This is a genomic window from Mycolicibacterium obuense (assembly GCF_055397605.1).
The window spans coordinates 1,054,661-1,071,559 of sequence record NZ_AP043663.1 but is presented as its reverse complement, the minus strand read 5'-3'; the positions used below and the strand labels follow the sequence as shown (position 1 = coordinate 1,071,559).

Below are 16,899 nucleotides of genomic sequence, written 5' to 3'. Positions count from 1 at the left end.
TGACGGGTCAGATCACGAAGATCAACCAACCGAAGAAGGCCGGAAATGAAGAAGTTCACCGTCACCACCGCCGCCGCAGCCGCGCTCACCGCCGGTGTCCTCGGGCTGGCCTCGCCCGCGCAGGCCGCCCCGACAGGTGGCAGCGCCGCCGACACGATCAGTTCGCTGGAGGCCCAGGGTCTCCGCGTCATCGTCACCCGCCAGTCCAGCACGCCGTTGGACAAGGCGTCGGTCGTGTCCGTCACCCGCGGTCCCTCGACCCCGCAGAGCGTGCCGTTCGCCACCTCGCAGGGCGACGGCAGCCGCACGGTCCGCAGCCAGACCGTCTACGTCACGGTCAAGTAATCGTTCGACAGGACAAGGGGCGCCTCCTGAACCGGAGGCGCCCCTGTCTCGTGTAGGGGGTATGAACAGACCTTCACTCCTGGCCGCCGGCACCGTCACCGTCGCGGCAGCATTGAGCCTGGCCGCACCGGCGGGCGCCGCTCCTACCGGCGCAGGCCACGCCGACACGGCCATCATGGCCCTCGAGGATCAGGGCAACCGCGTGATAGTCACCCGGCTGTCCGCCGCACCCCTGGACGAGGCCTCGATCGTGTCGATCACGCACGGACCGATCGTTCGTCAGGGTGTCCCGTTCTCGACGTCGCAGGGCGACAATTTCCGGTCGATCGCCAATCAAACCGTCTACGTCACCGTTCGCTGAGCGGCCAGCCGCTATGATCGGTTGGCCATGCGCGTTGACGGGCGGGACATCATTGTCTCGGGAGACCTGCTCCAACCGCTGACCCGGCGCACCAACGACATCCTTCGGCTCGTCTCGGCCGGGGTCTTGCTCGTGATCGTCGTGACGAGCTCGCTGATCACCCGCTACGAGTGGGAAGCGCTGGAACGCTCGATCTCCGAGATCGTGGGCGTGCTGACCCCGACGCAGTCCAACACCGTCTACCTGGTCTACGGCATCGCGATTCTGGCCCTGCCGTTCATGATCCTGATCGGCCTGATCCTCGCCCGGCAGTGGAAACTGCTCGGCGCGTACGGCGCGGCGGGCATCATCGCGATTCTGTCGCTGTCGATCACCGGTAACGGCATCGCCGCGCCGCGTTGGCATTTCGACCTCTCCGACCGTCTCGACACCGTGGCTTCACAGTTTCTCGACGATCCGCGGTGGATCGCGATGCTCGCTGCCGTGCTGACGGTGTCCGGACCGTGGTTGCCGGCGCGATGGCGACGATGGTGGTGGACGCTGCTGCTGGCGTTCGTTCCGATCCACCTGGTGGTCAGCGCGGTGGTGCCGGCGCGCTCGCTGCTCGGGCTGTCGGTCGGCTGGTTCGTCGGCGCGCTGGTGGTGCTGGTGGTCGGCACTCCGGCGCTCGAGGTTCCGCTCGACGGCGCGGCGCGTGCGATGGCACGACGCGGCTTCGGGGTGTCGGCGCTACGCGTGGTGCGGCCCGCGGGCCGAGGACCCATGCTGTTGCACGCCACTCAGGACCGCTCGGCCGACCACGCCGACCCCCACGAGGACGTGGCCATCGTCGAACTCTACGGTCCGCATCAGCGCGGTGGCGGCGTCCTGCGGCAGTTCTGGCGCAAGCTGCGGCTGCGTGACAGCGAGACCGCTCCGCTGCAGACCTCGATGCGCCGCGCGATCGAGCACCGAGCTCTGATGGCGATCGCAGTCGACGATGTGGGACTGGCCAGCACAACGCCGATCGCTGTCTCGGCTCTGGAGCGCGGATGGACGCTGTACGCGCACCGACCGGCGCGGGGAGTTCCGATCGACGAGTGCGCCGACCAGACGCCGGTCGCCCGGTTGTGGGATGCGTTGGCAGTTCTGCACAGCCAGCAGATCTCGCACGGGGACCTGCGCAGCAAGGAGATCACGGTCGTCGACGGGACGCCTCTGTTCGGCGGGTTCAGCCTCGCCGAATACGGCGCGTCGGAAGCGCACCTGCACAACGACATCGCACAACTCCTGGTCACCACGACCGACCTGTACGGGGCCGACGAGGCGGTAGCGGCGGCGATCACCGTCTTCGGCAACGACGCCGTGCTGGCCGCGTCCCGCCGGCTCACCAAAGCGGCCATGCACCAACGTCTTCGGCAGTCCGTCAAGGATCCGGCCGCGACGATGGCCAGCGCCCGCGATGAGGTGAAGCGTCAGACCGGGGCAGACCAGATCACGACGGCCACGATCACCCGGTTCAGCCGCAGGCAGTTGATCCAGACCGTGCTCCTGGTCGCCCTGGTCTACGTCGCCTACCCGTTCATCAGCTCGGTGCCGGTGTTCTTCTCGGAGTTGAGTTCTGCCAACTGGTGGTGGGCCGTGGCCGGGCTCGCAGTGTCGGCTTTGACCTATGTCGGCGCCGCTGCCGCACTGTGGGCGTGTGCCGACGGTGTGGTGAGTTTCTGGTCTCTGACGGTCATGCAGGTGGCGAACACGTTCGCGGCGACGACGACCCCCGCCGGCGTGGGCGGGCTCGCGCTGAGTGCGCGGTTCCTGCAGAAGGGCGGGTTGGGCGCGCTCCGGGCCACGACCACGGTGGCGCTGCAGCAGGCGGTGCAGGTCATCACCCACGTCTCTCTGCTGATCCTGTTCAGCGCGGCCGCCGGGGCGTCGGCGAATCTGTCCCGGTTCGTGCCAAGCGCCACGGTGATCTATCTCCTCGCCGGCACCGCGCTCGGGGTGGTGGGCGTGTTCCTGTTCGTGCCCACGCTGCGGCACTGGCTGGCCACAGCTGTGCGGCCCCGGCTCAAGGAAGTGGTCGACGATCTCGTCGAGCTCGCACGCGAACCCAAACGCCTGGCGATCATCATCCTTGGTTGTGCGGCAACCACTCTCGGCGCTGCCCTGGCATTGTGGGCGAGCATCGAGGCGTTCGGCGGCGATGCCAGCTTCGTCACCGTCACGATCGTCACGATGGTCGGCGGCACGCTGGCCTCGGCGGCACCCACCCCCGGCGGCGTCGGAGCCGTGGAGGCGGCCCTGATCGGTGGCCTCGCCGCATTCGGCGTGCCCGCCGCGGTCGCGGTCCCTTCGGTGCTGCTCTATCGCATCCTGACGTGCTGGCTGCCGGTGTTCCTCGGCTGGCCGATCATGCGCTGGCTGACCCGCCGCGACATGATCTGATCAAAACCCCGCGGGAAAGAGAATCGCGGTGAGACAAACTGGTGCTCACAGCGCCGTCACTCGGCACCCTTTCGCAGTGACCCGTGTGATTCGCTTCAACGCCTTCGACATGAACTGCGTCGCCCACCAGTCCCCTGGCCTGTGGAAACACCCCGAGGACCAGTCGTGGCGGTACAAGGATCTGAGGTACTGGACCGAACTCGCGCAGCTGCTCGAGCGCGGACGCTTCGACGGTCTGTTCATCGCCGACGTCCTGGGCACCTATGACGTCTACGGCGCCAGCGACGAGGCCGCGATCCGCCAGGCCGCCCAGGTGCCGGTCAACGATCCGCTGCTGCTGGTGTCCGCGATGGCCTACGTCACCGAGCACCTCGGGTTCGGCGTCACGACAGGCACCGGCTTCGAACATCCGTATCCGTTCGCCCGCCGCCTCTCCACGCTCGACCATCTCACCGGCGGCCGGATCGGCTGGAACGTCGTGACCGGCTATCTCCCCGCCGCTGCGCGCAACATGGGTCAGACCGATCAGCCCGCCCACGACGCCCGCTACGACCACGCCGACGAGTACCTCGAAGTGCTCTACAAGCTGTGGGAAGGGTCCTGGGAGGACGACGCGGTGGTCCGCGACGCGGCTCGCGGAGTGTTCACCGACCCCGACAAGGTGCATCACATCGGCCATGACGGCACGCACTTCCGCGTGCCCGGCATCCATCTGAGTGAGCCGTCACCGCAGCGCACGCCGGTCATCTACCAGGCCGGGTCGTCGCCGCGCGGGGTGCGGTTCGCCGCCGAGAACGCCGAGGCCATCTTCACGGCTGCGCCCACCAAGGAGATTCTGCGCGACACGGTGACGACCATCCGCCGCGAACTCGAGATCGCCGGCCGCGACCCGTATGGGGTGAAGATCTTCAACCTGTCGACGATCGTCACCGCCGCCACCGACGAGGAGGCCCACGCCCGCCACGCCGAATACCTCTCCTACGGGGATCCCGAAGGCGCACTGGTGTTCATGTCGGGCTGGATGGGTGTCGACCTGGCGCGTTACGGACTCGATGAGCCGGTGGGCAACGTCGACTCGAACGCGATCCTCTCGGCGGTCAAGGCCTTCCAGTCCGCTGACCCCGACGGCCGCGAGTGGGCCGTTCGCGACATCGCCGAGTGGGGCAAGATCGGCGGCATCGGTCCGCGTTTCGTGGGTTCGGGTGCGCACGTGGCGGATTCGCTGCAGGAGTGGGTGGAGGAGACCGACGTCGACGGGTTCAACCTGGCCTACGCGATCACCCCCGGTTCGTTCGCCGAGTTCATCGATCACGTCGTGCCCGAGCTGACCGCGCGCGGCGCCTACCAGGAGAACTACACGCCGGGGACGTTGCGCCACAAGCTCACCGGAGTCGGCGACCGACTGCCTGCCGAGCACCGGGGCGCCTCGTACCGGGTGGGCGGGCCCCGTTCGACGATCATCGACAGACCGTCCACCGTTCCCTCCTCCTCTGCCTCGGTCGCGGCCCAACCCGCCCGCGGCCGCTGAAAGGACTCTCAATGGAGAAGTCAAGCCGCCGTTGTGGTGACGGGGGGTGAATCAGGTTGCCAGGTGCGGTTGTCGCGGATGAGTGCGTAGAGGACGTTGGTGCGGCGTCGCGCCAGGCAGATGGTGGCCGGGACCGGACGCTTTCCTTCGTTTCGTTTGCGCTGGTAGTAGGCCCGAGAGTCGGCGTCACAACGTATCGAGGTCAGCGCCGACATGTACATGACTCGACGCAGACGACGGCTGTAGCGCTTGGGGGTGCGCAGGTTTCCGGTCCGCGTTCCCGAATCTCGAGACACCGGGGCCAAGCCGGCCCAGGCAGCGAGTTGGTCGGCCGAATCGATCAGCGCGGGATCACCGACTGCGGCCAGGAACTCGGCGCCGAGTCGGAATCCGATACCGGGCATGCTGGTGATCACCTCGGCCAGCCGATGGCGGCGAAATCGGCCCTCGATGTTGGCGTCAGTGGTCTTGATGCGGTCATCGAGGGCGATCACCCCCTGGGCCAGTTCAGAGACCAGGGTGGCGGCGACCTCCTCGCCGGGCAGCTTGACTGTTTGGGCCTTGGCGGCCGAGACAGCAGCGGCGGCGATGGTCGACGCGTTACGGACTCCAGCATCGGACAGTATCTTCGTCAGTCGCGAAACACCGCTCTGCCGAATGGCTTTGGGTCGTTGGTAGCGCGCCAACAGCACCACCCAGCCGCGGTCGGAGCTGAGTTCGGCGACCCGTTCCAACGCTGGGCAGATGGCGATCAGTTGCTGATGCAGCCTGTTGATGGTGCGGGTGCGATCAGCCACCAGATCAGCGCGATGAGCGGTCAGCATCCGAAGTTCGGTGACCAGGTCGTCGTCGGGATGCAAGACCGGCAGATCCTGCCCGCGCATCCGCGATTGATCAGCGATCACGCGGGCATCTTTGGCGTCTGTTTTGGACTCACCTCCGCGATAAACCGTCGAGGCCTGCCACACCGCTCGGCCCGCCAGATAGCGCACCGACTTGCCAACGTCGGCCAGCACCGTCAACAGCAGGGTGGCGTAGGTCATGGTCAGGTCCACCGTCCAGGACACCCGCGGCCCCAACCCGTCGACCTGCGTGATCAGCTCGCGGATGGACTGCTCGTCGTTGACCAGCTTGCGCGAGAGCACCACTGTCCCGGTGGTGTCGACCACACACACCCAATGATGTTCCCTACCGACATCCACACCAGCCCACAACTGGTCCGTTGTCATCGATTCTCTTTTCGTTTGTCTGCCAACATCATTCCCACGGACAACCCCGCCAGCATTTCCTTAAACAAGCGATCACATCGCAGATCTCAATCAGCGGCCAGAGAAGTCCAGGCAGGCCGGGCGGCCAGTCCTTTCAAGCCGCACCACCAGGGCCGGCTACACCCACACAGCCTCACCCGACCCACCCGGGTCACAGCACAACGTAACAACACGAAGTAACTGCACCTACGAACTTAAGGACCACCTCTGATGTCTTTGAGCCTGCACTGGTTCCTGCCCACCTACGGCGACAGCCGGTTGATCGTCGGCGGCGGCCACGGCACGCCGGCCGGCGCCGCGCACAGCGATCGTGACGCGTCGATCGACTACCTCGCCTCGATCGTGCGGGCCGCCGAGTCGTTCGGCTTCACCGGCGCGCTGATCCCGACCGGCGCCTGGTGCGAGGACGCGTTCGTCACCGCGGCACTGCTGGCCCGGGAGACGACGTCGTTGGCGTTCCTGGTCGCGTTCCGGCCTGGGCTGGTCAGCCCCACGCTGTCGGCGCAGATGGCGGCCACGTTCGCCCGCCACGCCCCCGGGCGTCTGTTGTTGAACGTCGTCGTCGGCGGTGAGGCCCACGAACAGAGGTCGTTCGGCGACTTCCTGGACAAGGACGGCCGCTATCAACGCTGCGACGAATTCCTGGAGGTGGTGCGGCGCCTGTGGACCGGGGAGACGGTGACGCTGGAGGGTGAGCACATCCGCGTCGACGAGGCCGCGCTGGCGACGCTGCCGAACCCGGTGCCGCCGCTGTACTTCGGGGGCAGTTCCGCCGCGGCAGGTCCGGTGGCCGCCAAGCACGCCGACGTGTACCTCACCTGGGGGGAGCCGCCGGCTGCGGTCGCCGAGAAGGTGGAGTGGATCCGCAAGCTCGCCGCTGACGAGGGGCGCCCCGTGCGCTTCGGCATCCGCCTCCACACGATCTCCCGCGACACCTCTGACGAGGCGTGGCAGCAGGCCGACCGGTTGGTGGCCGCGCTGGACGAAGAGACGGTCCGTAAAGCGCAGGAGGGCCTGCATCGCAGCCAGTCCGAGGGGCAAAAGCGCATGCTGGCTCTGCACGAAGAGAACCGACGGGCCGGCAGTTGGCACGACGCACGATCGCTGGAGGTTGCGCCGAATCTGTGGGCGGGTGTCGGCCTGGTGCGCGGCGGCGCGGGCACCGCGCTGGTGGGCAGCCATCAGGAGGTGGCCGACCGCATCGCCGAGTACGCAGAGGTCGGTATCGACGAGTTCATCTTCTCGGGCTACCCGCATCTGGAAGAGCTGTACTGGTTCGGCGAGGGCGTGGTGCCGATCCTGCGGGAGCGTGGGTTGTTCACCGCGACGACGAAAGCCACCGCAGCGCCGTCGATCCCGTTTGTGGGAGCCAGCCGGTGATCACGTCCGTCGACGACGTTCTGCCGGTTGCTCGATGTCTGGCCGAGGACATCGCCGTCGGCGCGTCTGAGCGCGATGCCCAGCGCGTCCTACCGCACACCGAGATCAAGGCCTTGAAGGACTCCGGCCTGCTGGCCATCACGGTGCCGAAGCAGTGCGGCGGTATCGCCGCACCGGCGCCCGTCGTGGCGGAGGTGTTCCGCCTTCTCGCCCATGCGGATCCGTCGCTGGCTCAGATCCCGCACTCGCACTTCACGTTCCTCGAGGCGCTGCGTCTTCAGGGCACGGTCGCACAGCATGAGCAGTTCTTCGGCGCAGTGCTCGGCGGTGCGCTGGTGGCCAACGCGCAGAGCGAACGGGGTCCGCATCCGATCGACGTGGACTCGACGACGTTGACGCCCCGTGCGGGTGGGGATTACGTGTTGACGGGCCGGAAGTTCTACAGCACCGGGGCGCTGTTCGCCGATTGGGTCGTGGTGCGCGCCTCGCGCAGCGACGGCTCCGGCGAGGTCCCGGTGGCATCGACACCGAAGGCGGTTGCGTTCGTGCCGCGCGACGCACCAGGGCTCGAGGTCGTCGACGACTGGGACGGGATGGGGCAGCGCACCACGGCCTCGGGGACCGTGACGCTCGACGACGTCATCGTGCCGGCAGCGCACGTCGTGCCGTTCAGCCCGATCTTCTCCGGGCCGACCACCTACGGGGCGCGAGCACAGTTGTGGCACAGCGCCATCGACGTCGGCATCGCCACCGGCGCACTCGCGGCCGGGGTTCATCAGGCCGGCCGTGCCAGAGCGCATTTCGAGGCGCGCGTACCGGCGGCCGTCGAGGATCCGACGGTGATCAATGCCGCGGGTGAGCTCGCCGTCGCGGTCCGCTCCGCTCAGGCGTTGCTGGCCGAGGCGGCCCGCCGGGTCGACGAGGCGTCTGCGCACCTGACGGAGGAATCGGCCGCCGAGGCGTCGGTGGCGGTGGCGGCGGCCAAGGTGGGCGCGGTGCGAGCGGCACTGGCCGCCTCCAACGGGCTGTTCGAATTGGGCGGCACGCGAAGCGCTTCCGCATCGGACAACCTGTCGCGGTTCTGGCGCGACGCACGCACGCACACGCTGCACGATCCGACGCGGTGGAAGCTGCAGCACATCGGCCGCTACACCCTGTCGGGCACGCCGCCCCCCAGGCACGGGCAGATCTGAGTGGCAGGGTTGTCCGGCGACTGCGTGGGTACAGGACCGAGGTAGCGATCATCCCGCCGCAGAGGAGTCCGTCATGTCGCCGTCCCTGTCCGACCAGGCCAAAGAGATGCTGGCCAAGGCGAACCCCGCGGTGATCAGCACCGTGCGCTCCGATGGCCAACCGGTGTCGGCGGCCACCTGGTACCTGCTGCGCGGCGAGGAGATCCTGGTCAACATGGACGAGGGCCGGGTCCGCTTGAAACACATGCGGAAAGATCCCCGAGTCTCGCTGACGGTATTGGACTCCGACGACTGGTACACCCACGTCACCGTCATCGGTCGCGTCACCCGGATGTACGACGACGACGGACTGGCTGACATCGACGCACTCTCGCGGCACTACAGCGGTCAGGAGTACCCGCAGCGGGACCGCCGACGGGTCAGTGCCGTCATCCAGGTCGACCGGGTGCACGGGTGGGGGTCGCAGAAGAACAACGACCAGCCCGACGGAAGCCAATAGGTCGGCGCCGTCGCGGACACTGTACGGGCACATACGGTCAATCGACCGACTTCTGTTCTGGCGGAGTCAAATCGGTGCATGTCCGCACGGGTGTGGTCCACTGTGCTGTCGTGACCGATCTCGCCACCCGCCCCAGACTTGCACTGGCCCGTGCCCACTTCGCCGACGTCTTCGCTCAGATCGCCGCCGGGACCCGGGATCGAGAACTGACCGGATCCCTGCCCGTCGAGGCCGTCGCATCGCTCAAGGAGGCCGGTTTCGGGACGCTGCGGGTGCCGGCCGAATTCGGTGGGTGGGGGCTGGACTGGCCCGAGATCACCGCGCTGTGGATCGATCTCGCCGCGGCAGACGCCAACCTGGCGCAGGCGTTGCGCGGGCATTTCGTCCTGGTCGAGGACACTGTGTTCCGGCACCGCCGCGGCGAGGACCAATCTCGCTGGTTTGCGCGCTTCGTCGCGGGCGAGATCGCCGGCAACGCCTGGACCGAGACGGGCTCGACAGCCATCGGAGATGCGCAGACGACGGTCACTCATCGCGACGGGCGTCATGTGGTGAACGGACGCAAGTACTACACGACGGGCACGATCTTCGCCGAGTGGGCGGATGTGTACGTCAAGGACGGTGATGGCTGGGCGACCGCGGTGGTCGACACCCGCCAGCCTGGCGTGGTGATCCACGACGACTGGGATGGTTTCGGGCAGCGCGGCACCGGTACGGGCACCACGGAATTCACCGACGCGGTGGCCGACGATGTCATCCCTTTCGAGCGCAGGCACCCCTACCAGACGGGGCTGTACCAGTTGAATCTGGTGGCGACGCTGGCCGGCATCACCCGGGCGGTGCTCACCGATGTGACCGCCGAAGTGCAGCAGCGTGATCGGAACTACTCGCACGCCAGCGCCGCGCGCGTGCGTGACGACGCCCAGGTACTGGGCCGGGTGGGTGACATCTGGGCAGCGGCCTACACCACCGAAGCCGTGGCCCTCAGGCTCGCCGAGGCAATCGACGCGGCCGCGATCGCTGACGATGCAGCGCTCCCCGGCGCGGCCGAACGCACGGAACTGGAAGCGGCGGCAGCCCAGTTGACCGCATCGCAGCTGGCGATCGACGCGGCGTCGAATCTTTTCGACACGCTCGGCGCCTCGGCCGCCTCTCGCGCCCGCGGATTGGATCGGCACTGGCGCAACGCCCGTACCGTCGCCTCGCACAATCCGCGACTGTTCAAGACGAAAGTCCTTGGCGCCCACGCTGTCAACGGCACTCCCCCGCCGTATGCCTGGGGCATCGGCCGCACGCAGCGCGACAGTTAGCCGAGCCGGTCGCCGCTCGCGGTGTCGAACACGTGGGCGTGCTCGGCCCGCACATCCACGGCGACCGTGTCGCCCGGTACCGGTGCAGCAGGCCAGCCCGCCACCGCGGCGGCCTCCGCCACGGCGGTCAGACGGTGCTCCCCCACTCGGACAATCAGAACGTAACGGGGGCCGAGCAATTCGACGAGCTCCAGCGTTCCGTTTCCCGACTCGTCGGGGGTGACGGTCAGGTCTTCAGGCCGGACCCCGAGCGTGACGTCGCCGCCGGGGGCGCCGGCCACCCTGGTGCGCAGGGGCCCGGCCTCGAACACCCCGTCGCGCACAGCGCCGGGGATCAGGTTGGCGCTCGGTGAGCCGATGAAGCCCGCGACGAATGTGTTCGCCGGCCGCCGGTACAGCTCGGCCGGGGTGCCTGTCTGCGCGATGCGTCCGGCGCGCAGCACCACGAGCTGATCGGCGATCGTCATCGCCTCCTCTTGGTCGTGGGTGACGTAGAGCGCCGTGATGCCGGACTCCTGCTGTAGCCGCCGGATCTCAGACCGCAGCTCGACCCGCAGCTTGGCGTCGAGATTGCTCAGCGGTTCGTCGAACAGGAACAACGCCGGAGTGCGCACGAGTGCGCGGGCGATGGCCACCCGCTGCTGTTGGCCGCCGGAGAGCTGGCGTGGCTTGCGGTCCAGCAGCGCCGTGATCCCCACCCTCTCGGCTGCCTGCCGAACCCGCTGCGCAGCTGCATCTCTGGCGACGCCGGCGTTCCGCAACGGGAAGCCGATGTTTCGTTCGACACTCAGATGTGGGTAGAGGGCGTAGTTCTGGAAGACCATCGCCACGTCGCGTTCGGACGGGGTCGCGGCGGTGACGTCACGTCCCCCGATGTGCACCGTGCCGCTGTCAGCGGATTCGAGGCCGGCGACGATCCGCAGCGTGGTCGACTTCCCGCATCCTGACGGCCCGACGAGGACGGTCATGGATCCTTGCGGCAGCGAGAGGCTGATGCGGTCGACGACCGTCGTCCGCCCCGAGGATGTGTCGAAGGTCTTGGTGATGTCGCGGAGTTCGACCGCACTCACTTGGTGGCTCCTGTCGTCAGTCCGCCGACCAGATAGCGCTGAGCGGCCAGGGCGAGTACGTAGACCGGCAGGATGCCGAGCAGCCCGGCCGCGGCCTGCTGTCCGAACTGCACGTTGCGGTCACCTTGGAACAGGGACAACCCGACGGTCAGGGTCTGACTCTCCTTGGTCACGGCGAGGTACACCGCGAAGAGAAAGTCGTTGTAGCTGAGGAAGAACACGACCAGCAGGGCGGCCACCACGCCGGGCAGGAGCAGCGGCACCACGACTCTGCCGAAGATCGCGGCGGGCCGCAGCCCGTCGACGGCGGCGGCCTCGTCGATCTCGACGGGGATGCGGCGCACGAAGCCGTCGAGCAGCCAGGCCGCGACCGGCACACCGGCGATTCCGTTGACCAGGATCAGCCCGCCGACGCTGTTGACCAACCCCACCGAGCGCAGCAGGAAGAACAGCGGGATGATGGCGACGATCGGCGGTGCGCAGTAGCTGGCCAGAAGCACGGTGAGCAGGCGCTCTCCACGGACATGGCGGGCAGTGACATACGCTGCCGGAGCGGCGATCACGACGGCGAGCACCGCGGCGCCCACGGCGGAAAGCCAGGAGTTCTGCAGCATGGTGCCCAGCTCGATGGTGTCGAACACCGTGACGACGTTGCTGAGCGTCCATGCGCGGGGCAGCAGGCTGGAGTTCAGCACGTCGGACGCGGGCCGCACCGCCAGCGATACCAGGTAGGCGATGGGCAGCAGCGCAACGACGACGGCACCGGCCAGCGCGAGCCGACTTCTCACGTGTCGGCCTTCACCGCGCGCGCCCGCAGCGTCGTGACCACCGTCGCCACCGCACCGACCACCAAGCCGAAGACCAAGGTCTGCGCGGCCGCGGTACCCATGTCGAAGCTGCCCCGCAGCCCGGTCTGGTAGATGACGAAAGGTGTCAGCGTGGTGGAGAAGCCGGGTCCGCCGGAGGTGATGACGACGATCGAGTCGAACACCTTGTAGCCGATCACCAGTTCGAGCACCGCGACGGCCCATACCGTCGGCCCGATCGCGGGCCAGGTCACGGTCGTGAAGGTGCGCCAACGCCCGGCGTTGTCGATGCGTGCGGACTCGAGGAGTTCGGGCCGCACGGCCCCGAGCGCGGCGAACGAGATGAGGGTCGCGAACGGTGTCCACTGCCAGATGTGAATCACCATCAGCACGATCAGCGCTCCCACGCCGGACCCCAACGGGTTGACACCGCCCAGGCCGACGGCCGCGAAGATCCCGGCCAGACCGCCACCGACGGGCGCCAGCAACAGCTTCCATGCGACGCCCACCAAGACGGGTGCGGTCACCAACGGGAGCAACAGCAGCGCCCCGGTCACTCCGAAGCCGCCGCCGCGGTGGCGCAACAGCAAGGCCAGGGCCAGCCCGAGCACAGTGGTGATCACAGCCACGACGACAGCGAACAGCGTCGACTTTCCCAACGAGGGGACGAACGCCGGCGACGCGAAGGCCGACGCCACGTTGGCGCCCCCGGTGAAGCTCCGTAACGGATGGGCCAGCGACGATTTCGTCACGGTCAGCGCAACGAGATACACCGTGGGGTAGACCAGGAACAGGATCAATCCGGCGATCGCGGGCGCGGCCAGCCACAGCGGAACGCGCCGAATCATGTAGCGGCGCTCTCCCATCCGCGCTGCGCATTCTCCAGCGACTGCTCGACGGTCTGACTGCCGCTGATGGCCAGCGCCAGCTGATCGACGAGATCCTGCAACAGTTTCGGCGCACCGGCCTGCTTCGGCCACACCAGAGGATCGCCACCGAGCCCCTGCCGGATGGGCCCGATCGCCTTGGTGACCACCTTGGCGTACCCCTCGGAGTCGAGGACCTCGCCGCGCACGGGGTCGATGCCCGCACCGGCGGTGGACGACGTCACGAGGTTCTGCGGGCCCGCAGTGGCCCAGTTGATGAAAGCCGCTGCGGCGTCGGCGTTCTTCGTCGCCGTCGAAATACCGAGGCCGAAGCCGGCATCCAGCGCGGTGCGCGGCGTGGTGTTGGTGCCCCCGACCGGCAGCGACACCGCCCCCCACTTGCCGGCGATCTGCGACGCGGTCGGGTCCTCTGCCCGCAGCGCCATGTCGGTCCAGGTGTCCAGTAGCGCGCCCTGACCGGTCAGGAACGCCGTGTTGGCCTGGTCGAAACCGATCTGCAGCGGGGTCGGCAGGGCGGCAGGCGCCACTGCGACCAGGTGCTTGAGCGCCGCGATCGAGGCATCGGAGGTCAAGGCCGGTTTCCCGCTGCTGTCGAACAGGTTTCCGCCGTAGCCGGTGAGCCGGTTGATGTACGAGCAGCCGAGGATCATCGGGACCTGTTGGCCGGACACGATGGCGCCGTATGCGGCGCCGCGCGCGTCGGTGGTGATCTTGGCGGCGACGTCGTCGTACTCGTCCCAAGTGGTGGGCGGCGTGACGCCGTACCGGTCGAGCAGTTCGGCGTTGTAGAAGAGGATGTGGATGTCGCCGTCGTAGGGCAGCCCGTAGCGCTTCCCGTCGAGCAGCGTGTACGGATCGTAGATCGACTTCAGATAGCCATCCACACCGATCTGCTTGGCGTTGGCGTCGATCCACGGCGTCAGCTCGGTGAGCGCCCCCGCGTCGACCAGGTCCCCGAGTCCGAAGTAGAAGTAGTCGAAGACGTCGAATTCACCTGTGCCGCTCTGCACGTCGAGAATCTGCTTGCTGGTCAGCTGGTCGTAAGGGGAAGCGGTCACGTCGAGCGTCCCACCGGTGGCCGCTGCCCATTTCGGGGCCAGGACGTCGCGGAACGATGTCACGTGCGGTTGGTTGACGAGCAGTTTGAGGGTGACACCGTCGAATCGGCCCGACAGCGGCGCGGTCGACGGCAGTGCCGAGCTGGTGCTCGACGATCCGCATGCGGCCAGAGCCGGAGCGAGCACGGCCGCACCGCCGGCGAGACCGAGCAGTTGGAGCGCACGACGGCGTGAGAGGGCAGGGACGGTCACACCGCGACACGCTACGAAAGCCCGCGGGCTCTTCCGAGGGAAAAACTCAGCCCGAGTTTTGCACCTCAGTCCACCGAGCACGGTAGCGCTTTGACACCGTGCACGAACACCGAGCGGAGCGTGACCGGCGGTGCGGTCGCATGCAGGTCGGGGAAGGCCGCCAGCAGCTTGCCCAGAACCACCCGCATCTCCATGCGCGCCAGGCCGGCGCCCAGACAGAAGTGCGGGCCGCCGGCACCGAATGCGACGTGATCGCGGGCATTGCCGCGATGGATGTCGAAGCGCAACGGATCGGAGAAGACGGCCGGGTCGTGGTTGGCCGCGATGTACCACACCACGACCTTGTCGCCTGCTGCGATGGCGTGCCGGCCGAGCACGACGTCTTCGGTCGCGGTGCGCCGCATGTGCAACACGGGTGAGCACCATCGCAGCACCTCCTCGATCGCATTGCCGGCCCGCTTGTCGAAATCGTCGACGAGCGCTCGCTTCTGCTCGGGGTGGCCACTGAGCAGATGCATCGCCCACGCCAAACCCGTTCGGGTGGTGTCGTTTCCGGCAGCCGCCAACAAGATGATGAACGAGCCGAATTCGGCTGCCGTCAGCCGCTTCCCGTCGACCTCGGCCTGCATGAGCAGCGACGTGACGTCATCGCCGGGGTTCTGGCGACGACGCCGACCGAGTTCCATCGTGTACTCGAAGAACTCCGTGACCGCACGCAGGCTCGTGTCCACATCGCTGACCTCGTGATCATCGACCCCGAGAATCAGGTCGATGAGTTCCCGCAGCTTCGGCCTGTCCGCGGTGGGAATGTCGAGGAGGTCGGCGATCACCTGGAACGGAAGGTTGGCGCCGACGGTCTCGACGAAGTCGAAGGTTCGTCGCTCACGGATGTCCTCGACGATGGCGTCGGCCAGCTCGCCGACGTAGGCGGTCATCTGCCTGATGGCTCGTGGTGAGAACGCCACCTGCACGAGGCGCCGATACTGCTGATGCTTGGGATCGTCCATCGCGATGATCGAGCCCAGCATGGCGAGCAGCTCCGGTGGCATGTCGTCGAAGGAGAACCCCCGGGTGCTCGTGAATCGGAGAGGATCGCGGGTCACCGCCCGTACATCGGCATAGGACGTCACCGACCAGTAGCCCGCACCGTCGTCGCGTGTGATGAATTCCAGTCCGTCACTGCGCTCCCTCAACAGAGCGAAGTCCGCCAGCCGCGTGGCGATGTCACTGTCCCAGAAGGGCGTCGGCACCGAAGGATCGGCCGGACGCGTGGCTCCCATACTCGATAGTATGGCATCCACGTGATGCCATGAGCATACTTTTGAGTATGTTATGGTCACGCCATGACCGCGACGGATTCGGCGCCGGCCGTGATCGACGCCCACTTCGTGGAGCGAATCGCCGAGCGCGCCAGCATCACTGAGGAGTTACGCCGGCTTCCCGACGAGACCATCGCCGAGGCTCGCAGCAGCGGGCTCTTCGAGCTGCTTCTACCCGCCCGCTACGGCGGCGCGCAGGCCCCGTTTCCTGCAGTGCTCGAGCCGGTCCGACGACTCGCTCGCGGCTGCACGTCGACAGCGTGGACCCTGGGCTTCTACGCCCTGCACAACTGGATGATCGCACTGTTCGACGAGCAGGCGCAGGACGAGATCTTCGCCGGCGGAGCCGTTCTCGCACCGGCACCGCTGGCTCCGTCCGGTCGGGGCGAGCCGATCGACGGCGGTTACCGGATCACGGGCCGCTGGTCGTGGGCAACCGGGGTCATGCACGCCGACTGGGTGCTCGTCGGCGTCCTGCTCGGTAGCGGTTCGTCGATGTTCCCCGCGCTGGCGGCGCTCCCCATCGCCGATGTCACGGTGGCCGACGTCTGGCACACCGCCGGCATGCGCGGCACAGGCTCCAACGATGTGATCGTCGACGACGTGTTCGTCCCTGCACATCGGATTGTGTCCGTACCGAAGGTGTATGCCGGCGACAGCCCGGGCGCTGCCGTGCACGCGAGCGACACGTATCGGTGGCCCATCGTCTCTGCGTTGGCCCTGACGGCCTGTATGCCGGTGCTGGGCACAGCCGAACGGGTGGTAGAGCTGTTCGGGCAGCGGCTGGAGGGCCGCATATTGGCCTACGGTGGCGGTGCGCAGAAGGATCAGCCGGCGGCCAAGATGCGTCTCTCTGAGGTGACCATGCGCGTCGCGGCCGTCGGTGGGCTCGCATTGTCCGTCGCCGACGACATAGAGAATGCGGTATCCCGCGATGGCGCAGTCGATCTCCGACTGCGCGCACGCGCGCGGGCCACCGCCGCCCACGTCGTCCACGAATGCCGCGCCGTCATCGGCGACGTGTTGGGAGCGGCCGGGGCGAGCGCCCACTTCCTGGACAACCCGATGCAGCGGGCGCGACGCGATGTCGACATCGTCGCCGGGCATGCCGTCTTCGACTACGACGTCAGCCGGGAACTCGACGGCGCGTTGCACGTGGGCGCCTCGATCTCACCGATCGCAATGGTCTGAGTCACTCC

General features: G+C 67.7%; 15 protein-coding genes. 9 read left to right on the top strand and 6 right to left on the bottom strand.

Features of this window, described 5'->3' with window-relative positions:
- Positions 1 to 45 precede the first annotated feature (45 nt).
- The 4 genes from ACZ50N_RS05110 to ACZ50N_RS05095 all read left to right on the top strand — a co-directional run bounded on the left by ACZ50N_RS05110 (position 46) and on the right by ACZ50N_RS05095 (position 4,658).
- A complete protein-coding gene (locus tag ACZ50N_RS05110; protein ID WP_046361066.1) occupies positions 46 to 345 on the top strand; it encodes a hypothetical protein in 300 nt (99 codons plus the stop codon).
- A gap of 61 nt (positions 346 to 406) precedes the next feature.
- Positions 407 to 706 (top strand): hypothetical protein, encoded by a 300-nt coding sequence (locus ACZ50N_RS05105; protein ID WP_048424744.1) that lies wholly within the window; start codon positions 407 to 409, stop codon positions 704 to 706.
- 27 nt (positions 707 to 733) lie between these two features.
- Positions 734 to 3,130: a lysylphosphatidylglycerol synthase transmembrane domain-containing protein gene (locus tag ACZ50N_RS05100; RefSeq protein ID WP_046361064.1), complete on the top strand. Its 2,397-nt coding sequence runs from the start codon at positions 734 to 736 to the stop codon at positions 3,128 to 3,130.
- 76 nt (positions 3,131 to 3,206) lie between these two features.
- Positions 3,207 to 4,658, top strand: a complete 1,452-nt coding sequence (locus ACZ50N_RS05095; RefSeq protein WP_464474821.1) for an LLM class flavin-dependent oxidoreductase — start codon at positions 3,207 to 3,209, stop codon at positions 4,656 to 4,658.
- A 20-nt stretch (positions 4,659 to 4,678) separates the two neighbouring features.
- Here the strand turns inward: ACZ50N_RS05095 and ACZ50N_RS05090 are convergent, their stop codons facing one another.
- Positions 4,679 to 5,887 carry an IS110 family RNA-guided transposase gene (locus ACZ50N_RS05090; RefSeq protein ID WP_464473412.1) on the bottom strand — a complete coding sequence of 403 codons (1,209 nt, stop codon included), beginning with the start codon at positions 5,885 to 5,887 and terminating at the stop codon, positions 4,679 to 4,681.
- 249 nt (positions 5,888 to 6,136) lie between these two features.
- Between ACZ50N_RS05090 and ACZ50N_RS05085 the strand changes: the two genes are divergently transcribed.
- The 4 genes from ACZ50N_RS05085 (at position 6,137) to ACZ50N_RS05070 (ending at position 10,308) form a co-directional block, all read left to right on the top strand.
- The gene (locus ACZ50N_RS05085) at positions 6,137 to 7,306 is read left to right on the top strand and encodes an LLM class flavin-dependent oxidoreductase (RefSeq protein ID WP_046361062.1); all 1,170 of its coding nucleotides are present in this window, start codon (positions 6,137 to 6,139) and stop codon (positions 7,304 to 7,306) included.
- The gene (locus tag ACZ50N_RS05080) at positions 7,303 to 8,499 is read left to right on the top strand and encodes an SfnB family sulfur acquisition oxidoreductase (RefSeq protein WP_464474820.1); all 1,197 of its coding nucleotides are present in this window, start codon (positions 7,303 to 7,305) and stop codon (positions 8,497 to 8,499) included. The genes ACZ50N_RS05085 and ACZ50N_RS05080 overlap by 4 nt, the downstream gene beginning before the upstream one ends.
- Positions 8,500 to 8,572: 73 nt before the next feature.
- Entirely contained in the window at positions 8,573 to 8,998 is a 426-nt protein-coding gene (locus ACZ50N_RS05075) for a PPOX class F420-dependent oxidoreductase (RefSeq protein ID WP_046361060.1), read from the top strand.
- A gap of 110 nt (positions 8,999 to 9,108) precedes the next feature.
- Positions 9,109 to 10,308 carry an acyl-CoA dehydrogenase family protein gene (locus tag ACZ50N_RS05070; protein WP_464474819.1) on the top strand — a complete coding sequence of 400 codons (1,200 nt, stop codon included), beginning with the start codon at positions 9,109 to 9,111 and terminating at the stop codon, positions 10,306 to 10,308.
- On the opposite strand, the gene ACZ50N_RS05065 is transcribed toward ACZ50N_RS05070, so the two are convergent.
- The 5 genes from ACZ50N_RS05065 to ACZ50N_RS05045 all read right to left on the bottom strand — a co-directional run bounded on the left by ACZ50N_RS05065 (position 10,305) and on the right by ACZ50N_RS05045 (position 15,661).
- On the bottom strand, positions 10,305 to 11,378 hold the full coding sequence (locus ACZ50N_RS05065; RefSeq protein WP_464474818.1) for an ABC transporter ATP-binding protein: 1,074 nt from the start codon (positions 11,376 to 11,378) through the stop codon (positions 10,305 to 10,307). The genes ACZ50N_RS05070 and ACZ50N_RS05065 overlap by 4 nt on opposite strands.
- The gene (locus tag ACZ50N_RS05060; RefSeq protein WP_048424751.1) at positions 11,375 to 12,166 is read right to left on the bottom strand and encodes a carbohydrate ABC transporter permease; all 792 of its coding nucleotides are present in this window, start codon (positions 12,164 to 12,166) and stop codon (positions 11,375 to 11,377) included. The genes ACZ50N_RS05065 and ACZ50N_RS05060 overlap by 4 nt, the downstream gene beginning before the upstream one ends.
- Complete coding sequence (locus tag ACZ50N_RS05055) at positions 12,163 to 13,050, bottom strand: carbohydrate ABC transporter permease (protein WP_237165510.1); 888 nt, start codon at positions 13,048 to 13,050, stop codon at positions 12,163 to 12,165. Before ACZ50N_RS05055 ends, ACZ50N_RS05060 begins: the two co-directional genes overlap by 4 nt.
- Positions 13,029 to 14,381: an extracellular solute-binding protein gene (locus tag ACZ50N_RS05050; RefSeq protein WP_048424752.1), complete on the bottom strand. Its 1,353-nt coding sequence runs from the start codon at positions 14,379 to 14,381 to the stop codon at positions 13,029 to 13,031. The genes ACZ50N_RS05055 and ACZ50N_RS05050 overlap by 22 nt, the downstream gene beginning before the upstream one ends.
- Positions 14,382 to 14,446: 65 nt before the next feature.
- On the bottom strand, positions 14,447 to 15,661 hold the full coding sequence (locus ACZ50N_RS05045; protein ID WP_048424753.1) for a cytochrome P450: 1,215 nt from the start codon (positions 15,659 to 15,661) through the stop codon (positions 14,447 to 14,449).
- 63 nt (positions 15,662 to 15,724) lie between these two features.
- Here ACZ50N_RS05045 and ACZ50N_RS05040 point away from each other — a divergent pair, with 63 nt between their 5' ends.
- On the top strand, positions 15,725 to 16,891 hold the full coding sequence (locus ACZ50N_RS05040) for an acyl-CoA dehydrogenase family protein (RefSeq protein WP_048424754.1): 1,167 nt from the start codon (positions 15,725 to 15,727) through the stop codon (positions 16,889 to 16,891).
- Positions 16,892 to 16,899: the final 8 nt, after the last annotated feature.

Bases quoted from the DNA above. Each gene is read 5' to 3' on its own strand.
- ACZ50N_RS05110 (WP_046361066.1), top strand. From the start codon at position 46: ATGAAGAAGTTCACCGTCACCACCGCCGCCGCAGCCGCGCTCACCGCC.
- ACZ50N_RS05105 (WP_048424744.1), top strand. From the start codon at position 407: ATGAACAGACCTTCACTCCTGGCCGCCGGCACCGTCACCGTCGCGGCA.
- ACZ50N_RS05100 (WP_046361064.1), top strand. From the start codon at position 734: ATGCGCGTTGACGGGCGGGACATCATTGTCTCGGGAGACCTGCTCCAA.
- ACZ50N_RS05090 (WP_464473412.1), bottom strand. From the start codon at position 5,887: ATGACAACGGACCAGTTGTGGGCTGGTGTGGATGTCGGTAGGGAACAT.
- ACZ50N_RS05085 (WP_046361062.1), top strand. From the start codon at position 6,137: ATGTCTTTGAGCCTGCACTGGTTCCTGCCCACCTACGGCGACAGCCGG.
- ACZ50N_RS05075 (WP_046361060.1), top strand. From the start codon at position 8,573: ATGTCGCCGTCCCTGTCCGACCAGGCCAAAGAGATGCTGGCCAAGGCG.
- ACZ50N_RS05055 (WP_237165510.1), bottom strand. From the start codon at position 13,050: ATGGGAGAGCGCCGCTACATGATTCGGCGCGTTCCGCTGTGGCTGGCC.
- ACZ50N_RS05045 (WP_048424753.1), bottom strand. From the start codon at position 15,661: ATGGGAGCCACGCGTCCGGCCGATCCTTCGGTGCCGACGCCCTTCTGG.
- ACZ50N_RS05040 (WP_048424754.1), top strand. From the start codon at position 15,725: ATGACCGCGACGGATTCGGCGCCGGCCGTGATCGACGCCCACTTCGTG.